The organism is Salinibacterium sp. VpJ6 (genome assembly GCF_059767345.1).
Genome location: NZ_JBSOQL010000001.1, coordinates 1788022 through 1813102, shown reverse-complemented (window position 1 = coordinate 1813102; position 25081 = coordinate 1788022). Strand labels below are relative to the sequence as shown.

Annotated in this window: 25 protein-coding genes and 2 tRNA genes; 4 read left to right on the top strand and 23 right to left on the bottom strand. The window is 62.7% G+C overall.

All coding sequences use genetic code 11. The features are described 5' to 3' along the window. Positions 1–61: 61 nt before the first annotated feature. Both ACWTV1_RS08955 and ACWTV1_RS08950 read right to left on the bottom strand, forming a co-directional pair. Positions 62–1516: a glyceraldehyde-3-phosphate dehydrogenase gene (locus ACWTV1_RS08955; protein WP_498504989.1), complete on the bottom strand. Its 1455-nt coding sequence runs from the start codon at positions 1514–1516 to the stop codon at positions 62–64. Between the two features lie 161 nt (positions 1517–1677). Further along, entirely contained in the window at positions 1678–2031 is a 354-nt protein-coding gene (locus tag ACWTV1_RS08950; protein WP_498504988.1) for a DUF1801 domain-containing protein, read from the bottom strand. 98 nt (positions 2032–2129) lie between these two features. On the opposite strand from ACWTV1_RS08950, the gene dgoD reads away from it, so the two are divergent. Continuing rightward, positions 2130–3275 (top strand): galactonate dehydratase, encoded by a 1146-nt coding sequence (gene dgoD, locus ACWTV1_RS08945; RefSeq protein ID WP_498504987.1) that lies wholly within the window; start codon positions 2130–2132, stop codon positions 3273–3275. Between the two features lie 106 nt (positions 3276–3381). Here the strand turns inward: dgoD and ACWTV1_RS08940 are convergent, their stop codons facing one another. The 12 genes from ACWTV1_RS08940 to ACWTV1_RS08885 form a co-directional block, all read right to left on the bottom strand. Then, entirely contained in the window at positions 3382–4119 is a 738-nt protein-coding gene (locus tag ACWTV1_RS08940; RefSeq protein ID WP_498504986.1) for an SDR family oxidoreductase, read from the bottom strand. Between the two features lie 31 nt (positions 4120–4150). Then, the gene (locus ACWTV1_RS08935; protein ID WP_498504985.1) at positions 4151–4900 is read right to left on the bottom strand and encodes a FadR/GntR family transcriptional regulator; all 750 of its coding nucleotides are present in this window, start codon (positions 4898–4900) and stop codon (positions 4151–4153) included. A 156-nt stretch (positions 4901–5056) separates the two neighbouring features. Then, positions 5057–5809 (bottom strand): hypothetical protein, encoded by a 753-nt coding sequence (locus ACWTV1_RS08930; RefSeq protein ID WP_498504984.1) that lies wholly within the window; start codon positions 5807–5809, stop codon positions 5057–5059. Positions 5810–5997: 188 nt separating this feature from the next. Next, the gene (locus tag ACWTV1_RS08925) at positions 5998–6528 is read right to left on the bottom strand and encodes a redoxin domain-containing protein (RefSeq protein WP_498504983.1); all 531 of its coding nucleotides are present in this window, start codon (positions 6526–6528) and stop codon (positions 5998–6000) included. A 44-nt stretch (positions 6529–6572) separates the two neighbouring features. Continuing rightward, positions 6573–7112 carry a YaeQ family protein gene (locus tag ACWTV1_RS08920; RefSeq protein WP_498504982.1) on the bottom strand — a complete coding sequence of 180 codons (540 nt, stop codon included), beginning with the start codon at positions 7110–7112 and terminating at the stop codon, positions 6573–6575. Between the two features lie 143 nt (positions 7113–7255). After that, positions 7256–7344: transfer RNA gene (locus ACWTV1_RS08915), tRNA-Ser, on the bottom strand. Positions 7345–7475: 131 nt separating this feature from the next. Beyond that, positions 7476–8177, bottom strand: coding sequence for a glycosyltransferase family 2 protein (locus ACWTV1_RS08910; RefSeq protein ID WP_498504981.1), 702 nt, complete (start codon positions 8175–8177; stop codon positions 7476–7478). Continuing rightward, positions 8174–9544: a PIG-L family deacetylase gene (locus tag ACWTV1_RS08905; protein ID WP_498504980.1), complete on the bottom strand. Its 1371-nt coding sequence runs from the start codon at positions 9542–9544 to the stop codon at positions 8174–8176. Before ACWTV1_RS08905 ends, ACWTV1_RS08910 begins: the two co-directional genes overlap by 4 nt. Continuing rightward, positions 9541–10533: an acyl-CoA dehydrogenase family protein gene (locus tag ACWTV1_RS08900; RefSeq protein ID WP_498504979.1), complete on the bottom strand. Its 993-nt coding sequence runs from the start codon at positions 10531–10533 to the stop codon at positions 9541–9543. Before ACWTV1_RS08900 ends, ACWTV1_RS08905 begins: the two co-directional genes overlap by 4 nt. 183 nt (positions 10534–10716) lie before the next feature. Beyond that, complete coding sequence (locus ACWTV1_RS08895) at positions 10717–12006, bottom strand: LCP family protein (protein WP_498504978.1); 1290 nt, start codon at positions 12004–12006, stop codon at positions 10717–10719. 45 nt (positions 12007–12051) lie between these two features. Continuing rightward, positions 12052–12136, bottom strand: a tRNA-Ser gene (locus tag ACWTV1_RS08890). Between the two features lie 87 nt (positions 12137–12223). Next, the gene (locus ACWTV1_RS08885; protein ID WP_498504977.1) at positions 12224–13810 is read right to left on the bottom strand and encodes a PucR family transcriptional regulator; all 1587 of its coding nucleotides are present in this window, start codon (positions 13808–13810) and stop codon (positions 12224–12226) included. Positions 13811–13941: 131 nt separating this feature from the next. Between ACWTV1_RS08885 and ACWTV1_RS08880 the strand changes: the two genes are divergently transcribed. Then, positions 13942–15261: an aspartate aminotransferase family protein gene (locus ACWTV1_RS08880; protein ID WP_498504976.1), complete on the top strand. Its 1320-nt coding sequence runs from the start codon at positions 13942–13944 to the stop codon at positions 15259–15261. Positions 15262–15340: 79 nt separating this feature from the next. Here the strand turns inward: ACWTV1_RS08880 and ACWTV1_RS08875 are convergent, their stop codons facing one another. Together ACWTV1_RS08875 and serS are read right to left on the bottom strand one after the other, a co-directional pair. Continuing rightward, on the bottom strand, positions 15341–16183 hold the full coding sequence (locus tag ACWTV1_RS08875; RefSeq protein ID WP_498504975.1) for an HAD family hydrolase: 843 nt from the start codon (positions 16181–16183) through the stop codon (positions 15341–15343). Further along, a complete protein-coding gene (serS, locus tag ACWTV1_RS08870; RefSeq protein WP_498504974.1) occupies positions 16180–17445 on the bottom strand; it encodes a serine--tRNA ligase in 1266 nt (421 codons plus the stop codon). The genes ACWTV1_RS08875 and serS overlap by 4 nt, the downstream gene beginning before the upstream one ends. A gap of 67 nt (positions 17446–17512) precedes the next feature. On the opposite strand from serS, the gene ACWTV1_RS08865 reads away from it, so the two are divergent. Then, positions 17513–18472: a diacylglycerol/lipid kinase family protein gene (locus tag ACWTV1_RS08865; RefSeq protein WP_498504973.1), complete on the top strand. Its 960-nt coding sequence runs from the start codon at positions 17513–17515 to the stop codon at positions 18470–18472. Between the two features lie 68 nt (positions 18473–18540). Here the strand turns inward: ACWTV1_RS08865 and pheA are convergent, their stop codons facing one another. Together pheA and ACWTV1_RS08855 are read right to left on the bottom strand one after the other, a co-directional pair. Beyond that, entirely contained in the window at positions 18541–19512 is a 972-nt protein-coding gene (gene pheA, locus ACWTV1_RS08860) for a prephenate dehydratase (protein WP_498504972.1), read from the bottom strand. Positions 19513–19537: 25 nt separating this feature from the next. Continuing rightward, on the bottom strand, positions 19538–20350 hold the full coding sequence (locus ACWTV1_RS08855; protein WP_498504971.1) for a M15 family metallopeptidase: 813 nt from the start codon (positions 20348–20350) through the stop codon (positions 19538–19540). A gap of 76 nt (positions 20351–20426) precedes the next feature. Here ACWTV1_RS08855 and ACWTV1_RS08850 point away from each other — a divergent pair, with 76 nt between their 5' ends. Then, positions 20427–20711, top strand: a complete 285-nt coding sequence (locus ACWTV1_RS08850) for a GNAT family N-acetyltransferase (RefSeq protein WP_100387607.1) — start codon at positions 20427–20429, stop codon at positions 20709–20711. A 21-nt stretch (positions 20712–20732) separates the two neighbouring features. Here the strand turns inward: ACWTV1_RS08850 and ACWTV1_RS08845 are convergent, their stop codons facing one another. The 5 genes from ACWTV1_RS08845 to ACWTV1_RS08825 are packed head-to-tail and all read right to left on the bottom strand — an operon-like array spanning position 20733 to position 25053. Then, positions 20733–21488, bottom strand: a complete 756-nt coding sequence (locus tag ACWTV1_RS08845) for a heme ABC transporter ATP-binding protein (protein ID WP_498504970.1) — start codon at positions 21486–21488, stop codon at positions 20733–20735. Next, the gene (locus ACWTV1_RS08840; RefSeq protein WP_498504969.1) at positions 21485–22543 is read right to left on the bottom strand and encodes a FecCD family ABC transporter permease; all 1059 of its coding nucleotides are present in this window, start codon (positions 22541–22543) and stop codon (positions 21485–21487) included. Before ACWTV1_RS08840 ends, ACWTV1_RS08845 begins: the two co-directional genes overlap by 4 nt. Next, a complete protein-coding gene (lplAB, locus tag ACWTV1_RS08835) occupies positions 22522–23571 on the bottom strand; it encodes a lipoate-protein ligase LplAB (protein ID WP_100387610.1) in 1050 nt (349 codons plus the stop codon). The genes ACWTV1_RS08840 and lplAB overlap by 22 nt, the downstream gene beginning before the upstream one ends. Positions 23572–23604: 33 nt before the next feature. Beyond that, positions 23605–24066 carry an HIT family protein gene (locus ACWTV1_RS08830; protein ID WP_498504968.1) on the bottom strand — a complete coding sequence of 154 codons (462 nt, stop codon included), beginning with the start codon at positions 24064–24066 and terminating at the stop codon, positions 23605–23607. Further along, the gene (locus ACWTV1_RS08825) at positions 24067–25053 is read right to left on the bottom strand and encodes an alpha/beta fold hydrolase (RefSeq protein WP_498504967.1); all 987 of its coding nucleotides are present in this window, start codon (positions 25051–25053) and stop codon (positions 24067–24069) included. Positions 25054–25081: the final 28 nt, after the last annotated feature.

Below are 25081 nucleotides of genomic sequence, written 5' to 3'. Positions count from 1 at the left end.
AGTTCCCATTGTTACGCTCACAGCGTGAGGCAGGGGCGTCACACGATCACAGTTCGGAAAATTATGCTCCGACTGCGGCGCGTTCGGGAATAACTTGCGGGTGCGTTTGCGCCATATGTTCGATCACGCGCACCACCTGGCTCGTGTACCCGAACTCGTTGTCGTACCAGACGTACAGCACGAGATGCTTGCCTGAACTGATGGTCGCGAGCCCGTCAACGATGCCCGCGCGGTGCGAACCGATGAAGTCGCTCGACACGACCTCGGGCGAATCGATGAAGTCGATCTGCTGCTGGAGTGTCGAATCCAGCGAGAGCCCCCGCAAGTAGCGGTTCACCTCTTCGCGGGTCGTTTCGGTAGCAAGGTTGAGGTTCAAAATCGCCATCGACACGTTGGGAGTCGGAACTCGGATGGCGCTGCCGGTGAGTAATCCCGCCAGTTCCGGCACAGCCTTCGCGACTGCCTTCGCGGCACCCGTTTCGGTGATGACCATGTTCATCGGGGCCGAGCGGCCGCGGCGGTCACCGGAGTGGAAGTTATCCGTGAGGTTCTGGTCGTTCGTGTACGAGTGCACGGTTTCAACGTGCCCATGCTCGATGCCGTAACTGTCGTTGATGGCTTTCAGCACCGGCGAGATTGCGTTCGTCGTGCACGAGGCAGCAGACAGAATTGTGTCGCCGTCTTCGATCGTGTCGTGGTTGAGGCCGTAGACGATGTTCTTGATCTCGCCCTTGCCGGGGGCGGTGAGCAGAACACGCTTCACGCCCTGAGCGGCGAGGTGCTGGCTGAGGCCTTCCGGGTCACGCCAGCGGCCGGTGTTGTCGACGACGATGGCATCCGAAATTCCGTACTCGGTGTAGTCGACCGTGGCGGGGTCGTTCGAGTAGATGACTTGGATGAGCGTGCCGTTCGCCAGGATCGTGTTGGCGTCGGTGTCGACCGAGATCGTGCCCTCGAACGGACCGTGGATGCTGTCGCGACGCAGCAGGCTGGCGCGCTTAACGAGGTCGTTGTCTGATCCGCGGCGCACGACGATGGCGCGCAGGCGAAGCCCATCCCCGTTGCCGGCGTGCGCGATGAGGATGCGGGCCAGCAGTCGACCGATGCGCCCGAAACCGTAGAGCACGACATCCACGCCCGCCGGCTTGTCTTCGGCACCGTTCTTGAGCACGGGCGCGAGTTCGGTCGTCAGGAACTCACCGAGATCGCCGCCCACTTCGCGGTAGCGGTTGACGAGCTTGGCAAGGTCGATGGATGCCGAATTGAGGGCCATCCCCGACAACGCCACCATGATCGGCATTGTCTCTTCGATCGGAAGCTCAGCCTCGTTAATCTGGCGAGCAAAACGGTGAGCCTTGAGCACCTCAACCGGAGACTGGTTGATGAGACGACGGCCGTGAATCGAGGTAACGACGCCGTGGTTGCGATACAGCCCACCGATGAGGGGAATCATTGCCTCGGCCAGCTCTTGGCGGGCATTCCATCGGTCAAATTCGTCGCTGTGTTCGCGCTGCATCAGGTTCCTTCCGACTGCACTGTCGCGGGGCGAGTGGGCGCGTTTGTGACGCGCGGCCCCGCCTCCATTGTTTCAGAGAGCGTGCACCAGTACGCGGGTGGGTCCCTGCAATTCGGGCAACTGTTGAGCCAGCGCCAAAGGGAGCAGTTTTTAACGCTCAGTTAGTTGAGTTCCGCAGCCGCACGCACGAGATTTCGGAAGGCGTCGGGATCAATAGTGTCGCCCTTGTGCAGGTCAATCGCCCGGCGCACTGCGGCGTCGAGGCTGCCGTTGAAAAGGCCAGCCGGGTCGTCGAGCGATGCCCCCTTGGCGAAGGTGAGCTTCACCTTGTCTTTATAGGTCTCCCCCGTGCAGATCAGTCCGTTGAGGCTCCATGCTGCAACGCCAGCCGGATTCGAGGGCTTTCTCCATTTCACTTCTTCGATGACCTCGGGCAGCGCCTCGACGATGAGAGCACGGAGCTGGTCGAGCAGTTCACTTCGCCAGTCGCTGGGGTGGGTAGTCGCGTCGCTCATAGCGCTCACTGTACTCGCAGCCGGCCGCGATCCGCGAGGCATTCCTGCCCTCGTCATCAAATAGTACGATAATAGGATTTAGTGACCGAGGGGGCATCGTGAAGATCGCACGCATCGAAACATTCCTCGTGCCGCCGCGCTGGCTCTTTGTGCGCGTCGAGACGGACAACGGCATCGTCGGCTGGGGTGAACCCGTCGTCGAAGGCCAGGCCGACATCGTGCGCGCCACTGTCGAACAGCACGCCGAATACCTCGTGGGGCTCGACGCCACTCGCATCGAAGACCACTGGCAAGTGCTCACCCGCGGAGGCTTCTATCGCGGCGGCCCTGTCGCCTCTAGTGCGATCGCCGGCATCGACCAGGCGCTGTGGGACATTGCGGGCAAGGCGCACGGCGTTCCCATTCACGACCTTCTCGGCGGCGCCGTTCGCGACCGCATCCGCATGTATGGCTGGGTCGGCGGCGACGAGCCCTCCGAACTGCGCGACAACATTGCCCAGCAAGTCGAGTCGGGCCTGACCGCGATCAAGATGAATGCAAGCGGACGGATGTCGCCCCTCAGCACCGTGAGTGCCGTCACCGAGGTCGTCGACCGGGCTGCGCTCGCCCGCGAGGTCCTTGGCCCCGACCGGGATTTCGCTATCGACTTTCACGGACGAATGACCGCGGCGAACAGCCGCCGTATCCTCCCCCTGCTCGAACCGCACGCTCCCCTGTTCGTGGAAGAACCTGTCGTGCCCGAGAAGTCGCACGTGCTCGAGGGCAGCGTCGCTTCGACGTCGATTCCGATCGCCACCGGCGAGCGCCTCTTCTCGCGCAACGAGTTCCTGGGCCCGCTGCAGGCCGGCATCGCCGTCGTGCAGCCCGACCTCTCCCACGCGGGCGGAATCTCCGAAGTACGCCGTATCGCCGCCCTCGCCGACATGTTCGACGCTCAGCTCGCGCCGCACTGCCCGCTCGGACCGATCGCGTTGGCGTCGAGTTTGCAAGTCGGGTTCAATACTCCGAACTTCTTGATTCAGGAACAGAGCATCGGCATCCACTACAACGTCGGATCAGACGTGCTCGAATATTTGATGGATACGAGCGTCTTCGACTTCACGAGCGGCTTCATCGAGCGGCCGACTGCCCCGGGGCTCGGTATCGACATCGATGAGGCCGCTGTGCGTGCCGCCGACAAGGTCGGGCACCAGTGGCGCTCCCCCGTGTGGCGCAACGCTGACGGTGCGCTCGCCGAGTGGTAACGCGTTCGCGGCACCAGCTCTAGCCACGGCGCAGGGCCAGCTCTCCGCCGAAGCCGCAGCCCAGCCGCAGCGCGAGGCAGCGAGGCAGCGAGGCAGCGAACGGGCGCTAGCCCCCGAGCGTTGTTGTCATACCGCCGTCGACGACGAGCGAGGCGCCGGTGATGTACGAGGCACCGTCACCGGCCAAGAACTGGATGACCGAGGCAACTTCTTCAGGCTTACCCAGTCGCCGCAGAGTGGCCTGGCGTCGCGCCAACTCTTGCGCTTCAGGCCCTTGGTGATCCCACTGCCGCGTCTCGATCGATCCCGGAAGAACGACGTTCACGCGCACGTGCGGGGCATAGTCGAGCGACAGCTGACGGGTGAGCGAAATGAGTCCGCCCTTTGCGGCACCATAGGCAGGCTGCTCGGCCCACGACAGCACCCCATGCACGCTCGACACATTCACCATGCTGCCGCGGGCGGCGGTGAGGGTGTCATGGAAGGTGCGCATCGCCCGGTACACGGATGACAGAGTCACCGAAAGCTGCTGGTTCCAGTTGTCCTCGCTCTGTTCGTGCGCGATGCCGGTCACTTGAAAGAACGCGTTATTCACGATGACCGCGGGCGGGCGATTCGCGGAGCGCAGCTCGAGCGAGAGCTGCTGCCACTGCTCGGAGTCGGCGACGTCAAGGCGATGGGCGGTCGCTGCTCCGCCGGCCGCAACTACCTCGGCGGCAACCGCGGCAGCGGCATCCACGTCAATATCGGTGACAACCACATCGTCACCGGAGGCAGCGAAGAGGCGCGCAGCAGCAGCGCCGATTCCGTTGCCGGCGCCCGTAATGAGCACGGTGCGGGTCATGCCTGCAGCCTTCCGCTCGCGAGGGCCCCCATTAGAGCGCCGGCTTTCGGTTCGAGACGAGTTCTGCCCCGGCCGCATCTTTGCTCACGATGGTTTCGGAGTCCCGGTTCGACTGATCCATGAGAATCTTCATCGCGGTTCCGGCTGCCTCGGCATCGCGGGCCACGATTGCGGTGACGACAGCCCGATGCTCATCTAAGAATTGCGTGGTGGTTTCGTGGGCGAAGGCGAGCTCATCGCGAGCATGCAGCGCGGGCTCGAGAATCACTTCGAAGCGTGCCAAAAGTTCGTTGCCGGATGCTCCCAAGATCGCCCGGTGAAAGGCAAGATCCGCCTTCACATGCGACTCGACCTCGGTGTTCTCGAAGGTCGCGGCAAGGTCGACCATTGCCGCTTCGATCTCGGCGCATTGCTCGTCACTGCGGCGTACGGCAGCGAGGCGGGCCGCAGCCGGTTCGAGCACTTGCCGCACTTCGCTCAGTTCGAGCACGAGAAGCGGATCGGGAACGCCCTCAGAACGCCACGTCATGACGTCGCTATCGAGCAATTGCCAGCGCTCACGCGGGGTCACATAAGTGCCGAGGCGCGGCCGCGCATCCACGAGTCCCTTAGTTGTGAGTACCTTGATCGCTTCGCGGACGACGGTGCGACTGACCTGAAACTCGGCCAGCAGCGCATCCGGATCAATGATGTCTCCTGAGGCGAGTTCGCCCCGCATAATGCGGCGCCCGAGCACGTCAACAACGTGTCCGTGCAAACCGCGGCGAGAGAAAGTAGTCATCCCCGCGATAATACTGTGCGCGCCCGGGGAGTGCGCTGCCGCACGGGCCGGCTCTGCCCGGCGACCGGCAACGCGACTACGCCATCACGCCGATCGGCGCGACCTTCCACTCGGGGAAGATGATGCTCGCATCGCCAGCGATGAGGTCAAGACGGTTTATGACGACCTCGCCAAGCAAGTCGCGGAAGTCGTTGCTGCCGGGAACGTCGCCGTGGTCGAGCACATCGGCACCGAGACCCTCCCGCTTGCCGTGAACGCCACCCATGCAGCATCGCCATCAGGATCGGAGATGGATGCCGGAGCGAGCTGGGCGCCCAACCACGAGTCGATGCCTGAGGCCGATAGATCGGCGAAGTCGCTCGCACGCGGGCCAAAGGTTGCTCGCGCCAGCAAATGGGAGTGCGTCTGATCGTTGTTCGCGACCCCCGTGGAGATGACCTCGGGTTTCGTCGGCCCCTTGGGCGGAGCAGGCTTCGTGACGGGCTTGGCAGCGGCGGGAGCATCCGCCCGCGGAGCAGTGCCCGAGCCGGCACCGGGGTTCGCGTAGCTCTGGTCGCGGTCAGCGGGAGGGTTCGCGGTGGCCGGCGAACGGGGATCGCTTGTGGCCGGAGGGTTTGCCGTTCCCGGGGTGCGGTTTGTGGGCGGCGCCGTCGTCGCCGTGCCACTCGGGGTGGGCTTGGGCGTCGTGGGTACGGGAGTGTTCGGCACGGACGAGCCACCAGGCTTGATCGGTGCACCGAGCCCGTCGGAGGATGCCGTCTCGATCGAAGGGCCAAAAGCGGCGCTGCTTGCGGCCGCGGCGCCGACTGCTGCGAGCGCGGCCACCCCGCTCGTAATGATCATGCGGCGGGCGAGAAGTGTCTCTCCCTCACCGCCAGTCTGTGCGTCGGGGGTTACGGGAGGGTTCACGCGAAGGTCCTTCGTCGGGCTCACGGACGCCGGTCGCCGACTAGGTTTCGACAGCCATACACGCACTACTGAATAACGATTCGTGCCCGATACCATGGCGGGTTGCAGCCCCTGTCTACCCCCATCAGGGGGGGCACGAGGGTGATTCAGATTTTCGCGAGCGCGTTACGTCCGGATGCTGCCCGCGCCTAGGGCGCGACCGTCCCGCGGGCGGGATAGTCGGTCTCGGTCACGTATTCGAGACCGTGGATGATGGCCTTCACCGGCATCCGCCCGAAGGGCATGCTCGAGACAGTACTCCAGAACACCGTGCCGTCGGAATCCAAGATGACCATGCTCGGTTCGCTGAAGAACTCGGGTTCACCCTTCTTGAAACCGCTCGAGATGAAGAGGCCCCACTCGCGGGCTTGCTCGTGACTCAGGCCGTAGGCGATCGGAAGCCGCGAAAGCTCCCAGTCGTCGATTGAGATCGTGGCGCGCTTGAGAGTGTCCATGCTGATGGCGACGATGCGACCTACCCCGGCGTCACGGAGAGCATCCATCTCGTCATCGAGCTCGCGCAGTTGCTTGCGGCATACCGGACAGTGCAGCCCGCGGTAGAAGACCATAAGCGTGAAGCGACCATCCGCGCCCGTGCCGAGCTCGAGATCATCGAGCGTTCCGCCGCTGGCAAGCGGCAACGAAAGGACGGGAGGCTGGGTTCTCGGCAGGATAGTCATCGTGTAGTTCAACGCGACCAGGGACCGCATTCATTCCGCGCGGGCTAATCGACCTCGTGAGTGTGCAGTTCTGAGGTGAGCGTCGTGCCGTTGAGCTCGAGGTATAACTGGCCCTCGGTCACCGACAGCGTCATAGTGTTGCGGCGCTCGACGGCGGCGACAGCGTCGTCGACGAAGCCTGCATCGAAACTCCGGAAGACGATATCGCTGGAGTTGTGGATGCGCTTTCCCGCCCAGGCAGCGGAAACCTTCGCAGGGTCGCGGTGCGTGTAGACCGCAACACGGCCCGCGAGCTTGCTGCCGAAGTGCAGGCGAGCCGCATCCGGAGCGCCCACTTCGATCCACGCCGTGATGGTTCCCGTCATGTCGCGCACGAGAACGGCCGGTTCATCGGTTGACGAAATGCCTTCGCTGAACGCAATGCCTTCCTCGAACTCGAGGCAATAGGCGAGCAAACGCGTGACCATGTACGGCACCGTCTCGGAGGGGTGCAGCGCGACGCGCAGGGTGAAATCGTCGTAGACCCCGCGATCCACGTCGGCCAGTTGAACTGCGAAAGTGTGAATCGTTGCGCCTGCTGCCATAGCGACTGAGCCTAGCCGCTGGATGCCGCGGGCAGTGACCGTCAGGTATAGCTGTTAGCCACACCCCGATCGCGGCCTCTCGGCAGCGGAATGCGCCGTGGCTTAAACAGAAAAACCCCCGACGGATCGGGGGTTTTCTTCTGCGGAGACGAGGGGATTTGAACCCCTGGTACCCGTTAGGGTACTCCACCTTAGCAGGGTGGTGCACTAGGCCGGACTATGCGACGTCTCCAGACGTACTCCGCAATCATAACTGGTCGTAGGCAATACGACGAACCGAGGTTACCATCCGCAGCGAGTGCTAGTTCAGCTGGTGCATGTCTCGCTCTGTCCCGGCCTCACTACGAACAGCGGAGCAGCCGCTTACAGCCGTTCGCGCAAGTGTGATGCGTACCCTCCCGGGGTGCGTCCATACTCTCTGCCCGAAGTGAGAACGCAGCACTCGTCAGTCGCTACAGACATGACTCCTAAGGCCGTGAGCGCTTCGACTAGGCGCACATCTTCATGCTCGGCAATCGGGTCAAAGCCGCCCGCTTCTCGATACCGATCCGCGCGAAAACCCAGATTCGCCCCGTGCACGTGACCGTTCGCTTCGCCGGGAGGATGCGTCGCGATCCAGCGCTCCCGTTTGATCTCGCTGAGATCGTTGAAGTCGGGCCGCACGGTGCCGATCATGAGTTCAGCACCGCTCTCGGCGATCTGCCATTGCGCGCTCAACCAGTTGGTCGGCACTTGCGAGTCCGCGTCGGTGTTAGCGATCCACACTTCTGAATCTGGGGCGCTGCTGGTGGACAGCACATGACGGATGCCGTGCCGACGAGCGGCACCAACAGCCCCGTAGTCCACGGTGAGCACTTCGATCTCACCCCACTGCGCAGCGATGAGCGCTGAGTCATCGGTGCAATCATCCAGCACGAGAATGATGCGAACCAGCGGCTTGTCGGGGTACGCGAGGTCGTGCAGGGTGGCGCGCGCCGATGTTAGCGAGGCTAGGGCAGCTTCGAGAAGCTGGTCTTCGTCTTTGGCGGGAACTACGACACCGATCTCGGCAATACGGTGCCTCACAACAGCCCCGTTTGCCGAGCGACTGAGCGCGCCGGGCGCGGGCTAAAGACCTCGAGCAGGAAGTCTTCTTCATCGTGCTGAACCAACCGCTCGAGAGAATCGAGTGCGTCCAGACGTTGATGCACCTGATCTCCGCTGAGAGGATATTCCTTCACCTCATGGCGCCAGTGGCAGGCCACGAGCGTCCCATCGGGCGTCAAACTTGCGGCTGCACGAGCGAGGAGTCGATCGAGAGGATCCGAGTCGAAGTAATACCCCACCTCGGACATCACGATGAGATCGTACGTTCCGTCTGGCCACTCTTCAGCGGTCTCCACATGGCGAAACGAGACGTGCGGATGCTCCGCTAATCGTTCACGCGCGATCTCTAAGGGCGCGAGTGCTATCTCGGTTGCCAGGAGAGCATCACATCGCGGTGCGAGCTGCGCGCTCAATACCCCTATTGAGCATCCCAACTCCAGCGCGTTCGTGAAGCGCTCTCGCGGCAAGCTCGCCAGGGTGAGAGCACGCTTCCGTTGCTCGTACCACCGAGATTCAAAGCCCCACGGATCGGTTTTTCCGGCGTAGAACTCGTCAAAGAATTCTCGCGTGAGCGTTCCCTCGTTACGCGGATCGCGCTCAGTGATCACATATGCCTCCATTGGCCGATTGAAATGTTCTACAAATTCAGGACGAAGTATCGCCTCGTCACCCTCGAGTTCTGAGAGTGGAGTGATCTGGCTCTCGTGGGCCGCTATCGCGCGGCGCTTAATGTCTTGCTCATCGGCGCTGAGATTCGTCGTGCGCAATTGAGACCAGGGTGTGCGAGAGTCGTCTGGCGTTGACCAGTGCCACATCCAGATCGGATATTCGACAAGGGGCAGACCATACTTGTGGGCAATAGCGGCGCAAGTCTCTCCAACCACTCTGTGATCACCGTGGCCATCTCCACGCCACGTTGCCGCGATAAGAGTTCTGCCCCGACCGGCAACGACCTCTTCTTCGACGCCCGCGCGCAGAGCGTCAATCTCATGTTTGAGTGCGCCATCCCGAAGTCGCAATCGCACGATCGAGGCTTCGGGGGCAATCAATTCGATTGCCCGCTCAATTTCGGATTCTCGCCGCGAACGTAGTTCGATCTCGCTTCTCGTCGGCGATGCCGGATGCGATCCCTCACCATCCGTCGCAAGAATGAGCTGGACCCGTCCTCCCGCAGCGAAAACTCGCCGCATGAGTCCAGCGACCCCCAACGTTTCGTCATCCGGATGCGCAGAGACGACAATGAGCCGATCGATACCGTCTACGTCGAACTCGTCGACATCGTTCCAGCGGGAGCTAGAGATCCACTGCGCTTCGGAAGTCCCCGGATCACGGTGGTCGAACGTCACCACTCGAAGGACCGATCAGCGAGCACCTTGCTGCCGAGTCGCGCGTAATCCCGCTCGGCATGATGTTGGCGCACATACAACAGAAGGTCCGCTACTCGACGGGCATGTTCCTCATCGAGCGCGAGAGGCGCGGGGCCCAAGGCGTGACCGACGCGGTCGATCACCTCGTCTACGTCGCGAGCGACTCGTGAGCGGGTTCGAGTACTCACAATGGTTGCGGCGCTGCGGCTGAGCTCTTCGTTATCGACAGCGTCAGCAGCCTCCGCCAAAGCGATCCGTGACGAATAGAGAGCTAGGTCAAGAGCCCCGAGGTGCATCTGAGCGATCTGGTCAGGATCGCGAACCCTGCTTACCGCGAAAGCGTGTCGAGCGACTCCGACAGCTCCTCCCCACCAACAGGCCGCGACGCCCATGGCTCCCCACAAGAAACCTGGGCGTTCTAAATACCATCCGTCTTCGCCCACTGGAATTGCGGCGGCGCCAGAGAAAGCGACGTTGCCGCTCTCGACAGCCGCGAGCCCGCGAGCATGCCAAGCGCGTTCCTCAACGACAACCCCAACTTGTCGCAAGGGAACAGCGAAAAGTCGCCGCGTAGAAGGCCCGGTAAACGCCGTCACGAGCGCATGAGTCAGGGAACCCGCCAAGGAGCACCACGCTTTGGTGCCATCCAGCACCCAGCGCCCGTCAACATGCGCGGCTGTGACGCTGAGGTTTGGCGCTTCAGCAGCGAAGACTCCCCACGTGCTTTCTTCGTTCACGCCGATGTCGCTCGTATCGGTGACACCGGCCTGCTTGAGGATGGCGAGCGCGTCGAGATGCGGCTCCACTGCTCGCGCGACCGTGAGATCGACCGCCCCGATCGTAGCGAGCGCGCTCCACAGCGCGCTCGTGGAACCATCTCCCGGAAACGGCAGTTGACGCCCCAAGGACCGCGCAAAGTCGAGGGCGGCATCGACTTTGCTCTCGCACTTCTCACCCTCTTCGCTCACCCAGTTCAGTAAATCCCGGTGGGTTTCATTGACCGTAGGTGAAATAGATAGCGTTTTCTTCACCCGCAGATCTCATCCTTGTGATCGGTGCCGTAAACGGCAGCGCCATAGCGAACTTCTAGCGAGATTCACTCATCACTGCAGTTGTATCAAATTGATCTGAGAACTGCGAAGGGACGACTCTTAGTAGCTGTTGGTGACCGAGCAGGTGTAGTCAGCAGCGTTCTGGCCGCGGATGTCGAGCACGGGAAGATCTTCCTCAACCGGTGCCGCTGTGGCGCCATCAGTGGCTTCTGGCGTGGCCTCAGCAACAGGAGCGTTGGGGTCGGCGATCGATCCAACTCCGTCTCCTGCTTCTTCGAGGCTGAACGGCTGGTCGGCGGCGATGAGTTCCATCATCTGGTTGCCGAGGTACTCATTGGGCTGAACCTTGCCCGAGTAGATTCCCGTGCCACCGGTGCCACCGGGGTACTGCACGAACTGAACGCGCTCGAGAGGGATGTCTTTCAACGCAAGAGCGATCGACACCATGGTCGGAACATCCGCGAGGCTGTTCGAGAGCTGCATGTTGGTGATGGCAGCATCTGCGAGGTTATACAGCTTCTTGTAATCACTGAGCGTGTCTGAGCTCTTGAGCGTGCGCACAAGCGACGAAAGGTAAACCTGCTGCGAGCTAATGCGGGTCAAGTCACTCCCGTCGCCGACACCGTGACGCGATCGCAGGAACGCGAGTGCACTCCAGCCCTGAAGGTTGTAAGTTCCGGCCTCCGGGAGGTTGATACCGGTGTAGTCGTCCACCAAGGGACCGTCGATACAGACATCGACACCGCCGATGGCGTTCGTCATCTCGATTACGCCGTCGAAGGTGATGATTCCGGCGAACTGGATGTCGAGACCGGTGAACTCAGAAAGTGTGAGAACCACGCAGGGAAGGCCACCATACGAGAGCGCTGTATTGAGCGGCTCTGTGGAGTAGTACTTGTTGTAATCCCCGTTGAGGCTGGGGCACTCGGGGATACCCATAACCATGTCGCGGGGAAAGCTGATGGCCACTGCCGACTGGCGGTCTTCGGCAACGTGCAAGATCATGTTGACATCGTTGAGCTCGCCAGAGGCGTCTTCAACGGTGCCGCCGATGCCGCCCTGGCCGGCGCGAGTATCGCTACCGGCAATAAGAATGTTGAAACCGCCCTCGAAGCTACCGATCTGCGGCGGCGGGCCTTCGGTTTCGCCGATAAGCGCGACCGTGTCGCGCTTGCCATAGATGCTGTCGAAAGCGACGGCGCCAACAGCGGCACCACTTACCAAAAGGACGGCGAGCGAAGCAGCAACGATCTTCGCAATCGATCCCCACGGTCCGGGTTTCTTCAACCGACCGTGACGTGCCACACCTTGAACATCAGGCTTTTTCTTGGGGTCAGCGCGTTCGACAGAGCGCGAACGCAGCTCTGAGCGCGGACGAAGTTCACTCATCGCACTCCCCTTTCTTTCACCGGAATCATGACGCAGCACGCAGAGCGGAGGGCGTGGGATTCGAACCCACGAGACATTTCTGCCCACCAGTTTTCAAGACTGGCTCCATCGGCCGCTCGGACAGCCCTCCTTGCGTGACGCAAGTTCAGAGTGTATCTGATGCCCGCAGGGCGTACCTGAAAGGCAGGCGAAAAGGCTCGAAATGGGGGTAGACCCGCTAAACGCTGAGCCTCAGGGCCGCCCAGAGCTCGAGACGGCCCTCGAAAGTCTCGAGGTCGAGGTTCAGGATGCTGCCCGCCTGATCCACGCGCGACCGCACCGTGTGACGGTGAATGCCAAGACTCGCGGCGGTCGCGCCCCACGAGCAATCGTGCGCAAACCAGGAGCGCAGCGTCTCCACGAGGGATGCCGAATGCTTGGCATCGAAATCGGAGAGCGGCGTGAGGACACGATGTGCCACTCGCTCAGCACCCGCCGCGTGCAGCACCCCGAGCATCCCGGAATCAGCGATCTTGGCGAACTCGGTAACGCCGGGCCGCTCGCCTCGCGCCTGCAGAGCGCTGGTTGCTTGGCCCACCGCGGTGGCCAGTTCGGTGTAGTCCGAAGCGAGAGCACTGCCCGCCACGAGTTGATGGTCGTCGACAAGTTGTTCGAGCTCGTGGCGTGCCGAAGGAGAAGTGCCCGAGTCGCTTGCGGTCTCGACCAGTACGACGATCACGTCACCACGCACGGCGAAGAACGCGCGCCCCTCGGCGTCGAGGGCCAGCACATCGAGGGCGTCAAGAACGAAGTGGCTTTGCGTGTGGCGAGCGAGCGCGAAGACGCTCACGGGCTCGGTGGGCAGATCGCCCCACACTTTCGTCGCGATCGAGCGGGCCGCAACGACTTTGCCCTCGAGCAGCAGTTCTAACAGCGACGATCTCAAGTGACTCCGGGTGGCGTCGAGCGCCCGGTTTTGTTCCAGCGCCAGTGTCGCCATGGCGATGACGCTCGTAACGAGTTCGTTTTCGGCACGGTCAAGAGGGACACCGCGCCCCAGAGCGAGAGCGCCGCGCAGAGCACCACTCTGGCCGAGCGTCTGAATCGTGACTTGGCCCGCTTCGAGAGTGAGAGCCGTGGATGACCGGCTCCCCTTTCGCAGCGCTCGCGACACCTCATCCCGCACCGGTGCGGCAAAACGATCCCCCGAGCGTCGAAGCCCCGGAACCGGAACCGGATGCCCGGTCACGTCGAACAGGCCGACCCAACACGAGAGTTGACGCTCGAGCTCGATGAGAGTTGACCGCAGCCCGGTGGGTTTAAGGGCCGCATAGGAGATTGCTTTGTGCGCCGCAATCGACCACTCCATGCGGCGACTTCGTTCAGCCGCAATCTGGTCGGCAACCTCGCGGATGACGGCGATGAACGGAACCCGGTCGGGCACATCGATAAGCGGCAGGCCGGCGCGCGCGCACTCCGCCGCCAACCCCGTCGGCATCCCCTGATGAAGAAAGTGCGTGGCGAAGCCGAGGCCCACGATGCCGGCGTCAACAAGGCGGCGCACATAAGAGTTGTAGTCGTAGGCCTCCGTGGCGGCGGCGAAACCGAACTGCGCGCCATCCGTGAGGAGTACGTTGCCGGCGCTCAAGAAAGGAGTGGGGTCATCGAGATCTGAGCTGTGAACCCACGAGATCGGGGCCGCCAGGCGGTCAGCGAGAGCGGTGCCCGCGGTGACGTCAACGTCGTCGGTGAGATCCGCCGAGGCGGCAACGAGACTCAACCGCAGGGTGCGCTTGGTGAGGAGCCATTCAATCGTTGGAAGCATCCGGATATCCCCTCATTGCCCTGCCCTCACATTATGTCGAATAATTGGCAGAGCGCTATACAAATTGGCACCCCCGCGCGATTCGCCGCGGACGATAGTGGAGACATTCGTTCCGTCTTGAAAGGTGCCTCATGAACTCCGCGCCCGCATCACCCCAGCCCAGCAGCGCCGACACCGTCGCGCTCGACCGAGCCCACGTGTTCCACTCCTGGTCTGCGCAGGGCGCGCTGAAGCCCCTCGTGCTCGAAGGCGGCCTCGGCAGCACCGTCTGGGACAACGAAGGTAACGAATACCTCGACTTCTCCAGTCAGCTCGTCAACATCAACATCGGCCACCAGCACCCCGCCGTCATTGCGGGCATCAAGGCCCAGGCCGACATCATGGCCACCGTTGCTCCCGCGCACGCCATCAACATCCGCGGTGAAGCAGCCCGCAAAATTACCGACCACTCACCCGAAGGCATGAACAAGGTCTTCTTCACCAACGGTGGAGCGGATGCCAACGAAAACGCCATGCGAATGGCTCGCCTGCACACCGGCCGCGACAAGATCATCTCGCGCTACCGCTCGTACCACGGCAACACCGGTTCGGCCGTCGTCGCGACCGGCGACTGGCGCCGCATCCCCAACGAATACGCTCGCGCTCACGTGCACGTGTTCGGGCCCTATGAGTACCGCTCCGAATTCTGGTCGGACTCCCCCGAACAAGAAGCCGAGCGTGCGCTGCACTACCTTGAGCGCACCATCCAGGCAGAAGGCGCCGAGTCCATCGCCGCCATCCTGCTGGAGAGCATCCCCGGCACCGCTGGCGTGCTGACCCCGCCGCCCGGCTACATGGCTGGCGTGCGCGCCATCGCCGACAAGTACGGCATCCTGCTGATCCTCGACGAGGTCATGGTGGGCTTCGGCCGCACCGGCCACTGGTTCGCGTTCGAAGCCTTCGACGTGAAGCCTGACCTCATCACCTTCGCCAAGGGCGTCAACTCGGGTTACATTCCCGTGGGCGGCGTCATCATCTCTGACGAGATTGCGGCCACCTTTGACGAGCGCGTCTTCCCTGGTGGCCTCACGTACTCTGGCCACCCGCTCGCTGCGGCCTCCATCGTTGCCTCCATCACGGCAATGGAAGAGGAAGGCATCGTGGAGAACGCCGCCATGATCGGGCGCGACCACATCGCTCCCGGCCTCGCCGCCCTCGCCGACAAGCACGAGTGCATCGGTGACGTCCGCGGAAGCGGAGTCTTCTGGGCGCTCGAACTCGTCGCGAACCGCGAGACCCGCGAACCCCTGAGCGCTGCCGACATGGGCAAGGTCAAGGGTGCTCTCGTGAAGCGTGGACTACTGCCGTTCATCGCCGACAACCGCATCCACGTTGTGCCGCCCGCCGTAGTGACCGCCGAAGAAGTCGCTCGCGCGATGGCAATCTACGACGAAGCCCTCAGCGAGCTTTAGAGAATTTCACGACACCACTAACGAAGGGGTGCGACAGAGCTTATAGCTCAGTCGCACCCCTTCGTCGTGCGAAATCAGTTCAGCGCTGTGACGCAGGAAGTGCGTCCAAGAACATCGTGAGCGCCAGCGCGGCACCGTCGTTGACGTCGCTTTCAGTGACCTGATTGGCCACCGCGAGCACGTCTTCCGGAGCCTGCCCCATGGCAACGCCACGGCCGTGCGACGCTGCCCACTCGAGCATGTCGATGTCGTTGCGGCCATCACCCATGGCGAACACGCGCGAGCGCGGGATGCCGAGGCGCGAACGCACGTTCTCGAGCGCCGTGGACTTGTTGACGCCATCGGGCGCGATGTCGAGCCACGCCGTCCAACCGACGTTGTAGCTGACCTTGTGGAGCCCCATCTTCTCGACCACCGAGAGGAAGTCGTCAACCTGGTGCTGAGGTGAGATGACGACGACGCGAGTGGCCTGCACCTTGATGAGTTCGTCAAACGACACGTCTTCGCTGACTGCGCCAAGGGCGCCATCCGGAAACTTGCCATCGACGAAGAACTTGCCGGTGGCATCTTCGACCGCATAGTTGGCCGACCCCAAGTGCTGCTTGATGCTGGTGAGCACCTCTTTAGGGTTGAACATCTCAACGAACTCGCGGGCGTAGCCGCCGTCGGCCAGCGGATCGCGCTTGAGCGTAATCGCGCCGTTCGAGCACACCACGTACTCGGGCTTGAGCCCCAATTTGCGCAGAATCGGCAGAGTCATCGCGACCGAGCGACCGGTCGCCAACATGACCTCGTGACCGGCATCACGCACCTTGGCGACAGCCTCAATCACGACGTCGTTCATCTCGCCCGACTCGAGCAGCACAGTGCCATCGATGTCGAGTGCGATCATCCAGCGGTCATCCTGTGCTGCGATTGTCACGCGAGTGGCTCCAAAATTTCGAGGCCGCCGAGGTAGGGGCGAAGTGCTTCTGGCACTACGACTGACCCGTCGGGCTGTTGGTGGGTTTCGAGGATGGCAACCAACCAGCGGGTGGTGGCCAAAGTTCCGTTGAGGGTAGCGACGGGGGCCGTCTTGCCCGACTCGGTGCGGTAACGGATGTCGAGGCGACGCGCCTGATACGTCGTGCAGTTAGAGGTCGAGGTGAGCTCGCGGTACGTGCCCTGGGTCGGAACCCACGCCTCAATGTCGTACTTGCGGGCCGCGCTAGAGCCGAGGTCGCCACCGGCAACGTCAATCACGCGGTAGCTGAGCTCGCAGGCTTGCAGCATCGACTCTTGGAACGACAGCAGACGCTCGTGCTCTTCTTGAGCGTTCTCGGGCAGCACGTAGCTGAACATCTCAAGCTTGTTGAACTGGTGCACGCGCAGGATGCCGCGGTTGTCCTTGCCCGCAGAGCCAGCTTCGCGGCGGTAGCAGGTTGACCAACCGGCGTAGCGCAACGGTCCCTTCGAGAGATCGAGGATCTCATCGGAGTGGTACCCGGCGAGCGCAACTTCACTCGTACCCGTGAGATAGAGGTCGTCGGCAGGCAAGTGGTAAATCTCGTCAGCGTGCTCGCCCAAGAACCCGGTGCCGGCCATCATTTCGGGGCGCACGAGGGTGGGAGTGATGAGCGGGATGAAGTCGCCAGCGATAGCGCGATCAAGCGCCATGTTCATGAGACCCAGTTCGAGTCGCGCACCGACGCCCTTGAGGAAGTAGAAGCGGCTGCCCGCCACCTTCACTCCGCGCGGGATGTCGATCGCACCAAGAATCTCGCCAAGGTCGGCGTGGTCACGGGGCTCAAAGTCGAACGATGCGGGCGTGCCCACTTCGCGAACGAGCTCCCAGTCATCCTCACCACCGACAGGCACGCCGTCGACGGCGATGTTGCCAAGCGACCCGACAATGCGCGTGAACTCCACTTCAGCTTCGGTCGATGCCTGCTGAGCCTGCTTCACCTGAGCCGACAGCTCTTGGGCTTGCGCCACCAGAGCCTTCTTCTCATCGGCGGGCGCCTGAGCAACCTTCTTGCCGAAACTGTTCTGCTCGGCACGCAGCGCCTCGAACTCGCCAATGCGGGCACGGCGGTTCTGATCGGCGGCGATAGCGTCGTCAACTAGCTGAACGGATGCCCCGCGAGCGAGTTGCGATTGCCGCACGGCTTCAGGGTTTTCTCGGAGAATTTGGGGGTCAATCACCACTACAGCCTACCGATTCATGGCGTAGCGTTTATGTGTGCCCTCCCCTCGAAATACAAAACCTAAAATGGCGGTTGTTTACAACCCCATCAAGGTAGATCTTGCCAAGCTCAAGAAGCTCGTAAACGCAGCCGCGAAAGCCGCTGACTGGGCTACCCCACTCTGGTTTTCTACGACCGAAGTGGATGCCGGGCAAGAAGTCACGGGCAGTGCAATTCGTCGCGGCGCTACCGTGGTTATCGCGGCAGGCGGCGATGGCACCGTACGTGCTGTAGCAGAGGCGCTTCGCGGCAGCGGAGTCGCGATGGCTGTCGTTCCGGCCGGCACCGGCAACCTGCTCGCCCGCAACTTGGATCTCCCCGCGGGCAACTTGCACGAGAGCGTCGACATCGCCTTCAACGGCTACGACCGCCCGATTGACCTCGGCATGGTCAATATCGTTCGCGACAACGACGACCACGAAGAGCACGCCTTTCTCGTGATGGCCGGCCTCGGGCTCGACGCCAAGATGATTAAGAACACGAGCACCACGCTCAAGAAGGCTGTGGGCTGGCTTGCCTATGTCGACGGCATCGCCCGCTCGATCCCCGAACTGCGCCCAGTGAAACTGCGTTACAGCGTGGATGGTGCCCCCAACCGTTCGCTCAGCGCGCACACCGTGATCATCGGCAACTGCGGCTCACTGCCGGGCGGACTGCTGCTCATGCCTGACGCTCAACCGGATGACGGCATCCTCGATATGGCAGCGCTCGTGCCGCGCGGACGTTTCGGCTGGCTCAACATCTGGAACAAGATCGCGTGGGAGAACGGCGTACTGCGCAAAAGCGTGATCGGCCGTCGCATCATCGACCTCTCGAAAGACGTGCGTGACGTGCGCTACGCGAAGGGTAGCGACCTCAACATGATCGTCGACAACCCCGAAGAGTTTCAGCTCGACGGCGATGAGTTCGGTCTCGCCAAATCGGTACACACCTGGGTCGACCCGCTCGCGCTCGTTGTGCGCGTGCCCAAGTCACGCTCGAAGTAGCCCGCGGGGTAACGCGCCAGCCCAGCACGCTCGGGCCCGGCACGCTCAGCAGAGCTAGCTCTGCACAGCTAGCTCGCGCTCGGCTCGTCGGCAGTCGGCTCGCCCGTAATGATCGCGCGCAGCCAATCGCGGGCCTCCACGAAGACGTCGTTGCCATAGCGCGGCGTCACCGTGGTGGCGAGCTTGTCTGCCCGCGGGTAGCTGCCCAAGAAGATGACCTTGGGGCTAAAACGCTTGAGGCCCAAGAGGGCATCAGCTACACGCTCATCGAGGATGTGGCCCTCAAGGTCGATGACGAAACGGTAGCGCCCAAGCTCATCACCGATCGGGCGCGACTCGATCAAGCTCAAGTTCACGCCGCGAGTAGCGAACTGCTCGAGCATGTCGAGGAGTCGACCGGGCTTGTCATCGGGAAGCTCCACGATGAGGCTCGTCTTGTCGGCTCCCGTTGGCTTCGGCAAGTCGGCAAGCGCGCTCACGAGAACGAAGCGGGTGACCGCGTTCTGGTTGTTGCCGATCTCTGTTGCCAAGACATCGAGTTCGTAGTGCTCGGTGATGCCGGGCGGGGCGACAGCGGCATCCGCTAGTTCGCTTTCAAGGAGCGTTGCCGCGGCGGCCACGTTGGAGCTGGCCGGCATGTGGCCATGGCTGGGCAGAGTGGCGTCGAGCCAGCGTCGCGTTTGAGCGTAAGCCACCGGATGCGCGTTGACGACCTTCACGTCGGCGAGCGTGGTGCCTGGCCGCGCGACGAGCACGAAGTTCACCGAGACAAGGTATTCGCCCAGAATGCGGAGGTTGGGCACGTTGGCGAGTGCATCTTGCGTGGCGCTGACGCCACCCTCTACCGAGTTCTCGATGGCGATCATCGCGGCAACACTGCGGCCGCTCGTAACATCGTCGAGGGCTTCGCCGACGTTGTTGACGCTCTTCCATTGTGCTCCGACTGCTTCGGGAACCTGCTTGAGCGCAGCCTCCGTAAACGTGCCGGCGGGACCCAGATAGCTGTAGCTCACAGTGGCAGGGCTAGGCGTCGAAGTCATGTGACGAGTTTAGGGGTGCGGGAGCCTAGCCGTAGGTCGGTGCGGCGGGCAGACCAAAGAACTCTTCGAGAGTTTGGATGCCCGTGCTGTGCAGTTCTGCGGCAAGTTCCTTGCCCACATAACGCAAGTGCCACGGTTCGTACTCGTAACCGGTGATGTCGGTTTTTCCCTCGGGGTACCGCACAGTGAAGCCGTACTTCCAGCCGTTCTCATCGAGCCATCGGCCCTGCGGGGTATCTCCGAAGCACTGGGTGAGCGTGCAGTTGGCGGGCAACGCACTGATATCAATTGAGAGTCCCGTTTGGTGCTCGCTGTGGCCGGGTCGCGCGCTCGTGAGGTCAGCCGCCTCTTGACCTAGTTGCGACACCCAGCCGGCGTACACGCTCTCTTGAGACCAGTAGCTTCGATACGAACTCTGCGATTGCATTTGCAGCCCGGTGTCAGTTTGGTAGGCCGCAAACATCTCTACGACAGCCGCAGCCGCTTCCGGCCGCAAGTACGGTTCGTACACATAGGGCACATCGACGAAAACGAGTTCAGGTTCGTACGTTTGCGGGTTGAGCGGGCGGAGCTTATTGGCGACGACCCACAGGCTGCTCGCGTCATCAGTCGAGTACTGCGTCTTATCGAACGTGGGAGTCGGGGTCGGGGTCGGAGTGGGCGTCGGTGTCGGCGTGGGGCTCGGTGTTCGCGTTGCAGTGGCTACGGGTTCGGGCGTGGGCGCCAGAGCCACGAAGGAAATCACCACGGCAGCAATAATCAGCACGAGTCCCGTGACAGCAATGATGATCAGACGGCGGTTCGATCCACCGGATGCGGCGGCAGCAGATTCAGACACCCGTCGATACTATTCCCCTGCTTTGGCGCGCCGCAGAACACATCCCCAATCGAGCACCCGCGAGTAGGGTTGAACTATGGCCAGCGAAGTTATCCACGACCCCGCGATGCACCGCTACGAGCTGCTTGTCGACGGGATTCAAGCTGGCCTCGCCGACTACCAACTGCGCGACGATCAGATCGTGTTCGTCCACACCGAGATCGATCCCAAATACCGAGGTCAGGGTCGCGGTACTGAACTCGCTCGCGGCGCCCTCAATCTGGTGCGCGCCGAAAGCGAAACCCGCGTCGTGGCTAAGTGCGAATTCATCGACAAGTTCATCACCGACCATCCCGAATACCGCGACCTCCTCAGCCGCTAGCGGCCGCCTCAAGCGCGGAAGTCAGCGGCGAGGGACGACGACCGGATGCCCGCCCACGTCGTGCAGGTCGACCGCGAGGCCATAGACCCGCTCGACTCGCTCGGCGGTGAGCACCTCGCGGGGAGTGCCGATGGCGTCGAGCGTGCCGTGCGCGATAAGTGCGAGGCGGTCGGAGTAGGCGCCGGCCAAGCTCAAGTCGTGGAGCACCACGACGACAGCCCGGCCATCCTGAGCCATCGTGCGGGCGACGCGCATGACGTCTTCTTGGTGACGCAGGTCAAGGGCAGCGGTCGGCTCATCCAGAAACACGACGGGCGTGTGCTGAGCAAGCACGCGCGCGAGGGAGACGCGCGCTTTTTCGCCACCCGACAGCGTCGTGTAGCGACGGTCGCCCAGATGAGCGACATCCGTTACTTCTAGGGCTTCATTGACCACAGCAACATCGTCGCGACTCTCGACTTCGCGCGCCCAGGGGCTGCGACCCATCGCTACAACCTCGGAGACGCGGAAGGGAAAGCTCACGCTGTTCTCTTGAGTGAGCACGGCACGCAGTCGGGCAAGCTCGCCGTGGCGGATGCCGCCCACGTCTCGACCGTCGATGGTCACAGTGCCGCTGTCAGGCTTTCGATCGCCGCTCAACACCGCGAGCAGAGTGGATTTTCCGGCACCGTTCGGGCCAACGAGGGCGAGCACTTCGCCGGGCGCCACGTCGAGGCTGACGTCGTCGATAACGGCGCGGCCGCCAAGCCGCACACCGATATTGCGTGCGCTGATCATGCCCAGCCTCCGCTCTGGCGACGCTGACGGAAGAGCAGGTAGAAGAAGAACGGGCCACCGACGAGTGAGGTGAGCAAGCCAATCGGCAGGTCGCCACCCGCTACGACGGAGCGGGCGAGCAGGTCGGAGAGCACGAGCAGCACGCCACCGCCGATGGCACTCGCGACGATGAGCGCGCGGTGCGCTGGGCCGATCACCATGCGCATTGCGTGCGGCACCACGAGACCGACGAAGGCGATGATGCCGACGAACGCCACGGCCACACCGGTGAGCAGCGCAACGATCACGATCGAGACAATGCGGAGGCGTTCAACGTTGACGCCGAGGTGGCGGGCGTTGCGCTCCCCCAGCGCCAAAAGGTCGAAGGGGCGAGCGAGCACGATGGCGGCAGTGAGGCCCACGGCGGTGACGAGCGCGACGATGAGCACTTCGCTCCACCGCGATCCGTTTAACGAACCGAGCTGCCAGAACACAATCTGCTCACGGCTGCCGGAGTCGGCAATGAACAGCAGGAACGCCAATCCCGCGCCAGCGAAGGCATTGACCGCGATACCAGTGAGCAAGAGGGTGACGACTTCGGTGCGGCCATTGGCCCGCGAGACGAAGTAGACGAGCAGCGTGGCGAGCAAGCCGCCGACGAAAGCGAAGAGGGCAATGGCACCATCGCCGAGAGCGGCAACGCCCATGACGATCGCGATGGCTGCACCGAGAGCGGCACCGGATGACACTCCGACCACGCCCGGTTCAGCCAGCGGGTTACCGAAAATGGCCTGCATGACAGCGCCGGCCACGGCGAGGGCAGCGCCCACCACCAGAGCCATCGCTATGCGCGGAAAGCGCACGACCCAGAGCGTGGATTCCACGATGGAGTCGCTCGGAGCCCACTCATTCTGGATGCCGAGCGCCCGCAAGAGAGAACCGCCCACTTCGGCGGGGCTCACGGGCAGTTGCCCGAGCACGGCAGACGCCACGACACCACCGAGCAGCAGAGCGGCCAGGGTGAGCGTGAGGGTCAAGCCGCGGAGGGTGTGGTTCACGGAACGCGCTGCAACCACTCTTCGGTGCCGAACTTCTCGGCAACGAGTTCTTCAGCGCGCGCAATCTCGTCGCTCGTCAGTTCACTCTCGGCAAGGCCGTGGAGCCCACGGAAGGTCGCAACCATGGTGTCGATGATGTCGGCACGTTCCATTCCGGTCTGGCTGCGCAGCGGGTCAACCCGCTTGGCCGCGGACTTGGTGCCCTTGTCGCTCATTTTCTCGCGACCGATGCGCAAGACCTGAACCATCTTTTCGCCATCCATGTCGTAGCTCATGGTGACGTGGTGCAGCACGGCGCCGGCGCCGAGACGCTTCTGAGCGGCTCCGCCGATCTTGCCAGTGGGGCTCGCAATGTCATTGAGCGGCTGGTAGCTCGCTTCGATGCCGAGCGACTTGAGAGCGATGATGACCCACTCGTCGAGGAAGGCGTAGGAGTCCGCGAACGTCATCCCCTGCACGAGCTCAACCGGAACGTAGATCGAGTAGGTGATCACGGTGCCGGCTTCCATGAACATGGCGCCTCCACCGGAGATACGACGCACGACCTCGAAGCCGTACTTCTTGGCGTTCTCAAGGTCGACTTCGTTGCGCAGCGACTGGAAGCTGCCGATTACGACGGCGGGCTTGTTCCACTCCCAGATGCGCAAAGTGGGCTTACGACGACCGGAGGCAACCTCTTCGGAGAGCACCTGATCCATCGCCATTTGCATGCGGGGTTCCAGCGGCGGGCCAGTGACAATCTGCCAGTCGTAGTCTTTCCAGGTCGTGGCACGCTGCAGGGCGCGACGGATGGCCGTGGCCACCGATTCGGCAGAGAAGCCGAGCATCACAGTGCCCTCGGGCAGCGATTGCTGAATCGCGCTCGTGATGGTCTTCGCGTCGGAGTTGGCGGGCAGACCTTCGATGGCGGCGTTGATGTCTTCGAGGGCCTCGTCCGGCTCTAGGAAGAAGTCACCCGCGAGACGAAAGTTGGTGATGGCGTCATCGACAACATCGAGATCGACCACTACGAGTTTTCCGCCGGGCACCTTGAATTCGCCGTGCATCGCTCACCCCTGTCTAGTTGTACTGAATCCAGCCTACTGGGCAGCGTCAGGCTGCGGAATTGACCAGTCGAGCGGGGGAACAAACTTCCCATGCCCGTGGTTGATCATCCGTGCTCGCAAACGCTGAAAAGCCTCATCGAGCGCCTCGGTGCCGGGATCGCGATTGATGCCGGTGTGGCTGTACTCGTAGACGGTCCACGACGGCCAGACGTGCAAGTGCGCGTGCGGCACCCGGTAGCCCTCGAACATGACGCCGACGCGATCGGCATCCCACTCGTCGCGCTGGGCGAGGCCGATAAGGCGCCCGACGCGGAAGATATGCATCGCAAGCTCTTCGTTGAGGTCGCTCCACCGATCAACCTCAATGCGCGGAATCACGAGCACGTGACCCGGCTTGCGGGGCTCGATCGTGAGAATGGCAAAGACACGGTCATCCGCCCAAATGAAGCGCCCGGGCGAGCGACCGTTCAGAATCTCGGTGAAAATCGACGCCATCTATTCGGATGGGGCAGGTTCGGACGGTGCTGTGTCGGACGGCGCTGCGGCTGACTGTGTTGCGTCGGGCTGGGTCGCCTCGTTCTTGGCCGAGGGCGGCAACGGGGCATCCGGATGCACCGGCTTGAGCCGCGCATCGAGCCACGCCACCAGGTCGGCGATCACTTCGTCTTTATTGGTCTCGTTGAAGATCTCGTGACGTGCACCCGGGTACACGATCGCTTCGATATCGGTGAGTTTGGAACGCACGACGTAATCGGCGGCGAGCGCCTCGATGCTTGCTTCTCCGCCAAGCGAATCTTCGTCGCCGATCATGATGAGCAGCGGGATGTCGCGGGCGAAGTGCTTGGCCGGGCGGCCCATGAGACGCATTCCATCGACGGGGCCAAAGAGCTTGAGGGCATCTGCGTAGAAGGCCAGCGGGTCGTTCACAAAGTCTTCAGCAACCTGCGGATCGCGGCTGAGCCACTCGTAACCGGTGGTGCCGAGGCTCTTGTGCTTGGCGTTGAGGTTGCCGCTGTTCATGTGGGCGAAGGTGCGGTGCGCGGTGCCCGTGAGGATCGCGACTTCGTACTCTGTGGAGTGCTCGTTGAGCACGTCTTGCACCATGAGCGAGCCCCACGAGTGCCCGAGCAGAGCAAGCGGAAGCGTGGGGTGATCGCGGCGGATGATGGCCGAGAGTTCACGGATGTTTTCGGTGGCGGCACGCAGCCCGCCCTTGCCGAGTTTGCCCAGCTTGCTGGCGTCTCCCGCGTACTGGTCGAGACCGGTGGCACCGTGGCCGCGGTGGTCGTCGGCGTAGACCGTGTAACCGGCGGCGACGAGAGCTTGGGCAACGTGCTCATAGCGGCGGGCGTGATCGCCGAGGCCGTGGGTGAGCTGCACAACGGCATGGGCTTTCGGCGATTCCCACACGTAGTAGTGAATCGTGACTCCGTGCGCGTCAACGTAGGAGTGGTCAGTTCGTGGCGCCGTAAATGTGGGCATGAGGGCCTCCTTGCTACTGCCATTCTAC

Excerpts from the sequence above, each read along its gene's own strand:
- ACWTV1_RS08955 (WP_498504989.1), bottom strand. The coding sequence starts at position 1,516 with ATGCAGCGCGAACACAGCGACGAATTTGACCGATGGAATGCCCGCCAA.
- ACWTV1_RS08950 (WP_498504988.1), bottom strand. The coding sequence starts at position 2,031 with ATGAGCGACGCGACTACCCACCCCAGCGACTGGCGAAGTGAACTGCTC.
- ACWTV1_RS08940 (WP_498504986.1), bottom strand. The coding sequence starts at position 4,119 with ATGACCCGCACCGTGCTCATTACGGGCGCCGGCAACGGAATCGGCGCT.
- ACWTV1_RS08935 (WP_498504985.1), bottom strand. The coding sequence starts at position 4,900 with ATGACTACTTTCTCTCGCCGCGGTTTGCACGGACACGTTGTTGACGTG.
- ACWTV1_RS08925 (WP_498504983.1), bottom strand. The coding sequence starts at position 6,528 with ATGACTATCCTGCCGAGAACCCAGCCTCCCGTCCTTTCGTTGCCGCTT.
- ACWTV1_RS08920 (WP_498504982.1), bottom strand. The coding sequence starts at position 7,112 with ATGGCAGCAGGCGCAACGATTCACACTTTCGCAGTTCAACTGGCCGAC.
- ACWTV1_RS08895 (WP_498504978.1), bottom strand. The coding sequence starts at position 12,006 with ATGAGTGAACTTCGTCCGCGCTCAGAGCTGCGTTCGCGCTCTGTCGAA.
- ACWTV1_RS08885 (WP_498504977.1), bottom strand. The coding sequence starts at position 13,810 with ATGCTTCCAACGATTGAATGGCTCCTCACCAAGCGCACCCTGCGGTTG.
- ACWTV1_RS08880 (WP_498504976.1), top strand. The coding sequence starts at position 13,942 with ATGAACTCCGCGCCCGCATCACCCCAGCCCAGCAGCGCCGACACCGTC.
- ACWTV1_RS08865 (WP_498504973.1), top strand. The coding sequence starts at position 17,513 with ATGGCGGTTGTTTACAACCCCATCAAGGTAGATCTTGCCAAGCTCAAG.
- pheA (WP_498504972.1), bottom strand. The coding sequence starts at position 19,512 with ATGACTTCGACGCCTAGCCCTGCCACTGTGAGCTACAGCTATCTGGGT.
- ACWTV1_RS08850 (WP_100387607.1), top strand. The coding sequence starts at position 20,427 with ATGGCCAGCGAAGTTATCCACGACCCCGCGATGCACCGCTACGAGCTG.
- ACWTV1_RS08845 (WP_498504970.1), bottom strand. The coding sequence starts at position 21,488 with ATGATCAGCGCACGCAATATCGGTGTGCGGCTTGGCGGCCGCGCCGTT.
- lplAB (WP_100387610.1), bottom strand. The coding sequence starts at position 23,571 with ATGCACGGCGAATTCAAGGTGCCCGGCGGAAAACTCGTAGTGGTCGAT.
- ACWTV1_RS08830 (WP_498504968.1), bottom strand. The coding sequence starts at position 24,066 with ATGGCGTCGATTTTCACCGAGATTCTGAACGGTCGCTCGCCCGGGCGC.
- ACWTV1_RS08825 (WP_498504967.1), bottom strand. The coding sequence starts at position 25,053 with ATGCCCACATTTACGGCGCCACGAACTGACCACTCCTACGTTGACGCG.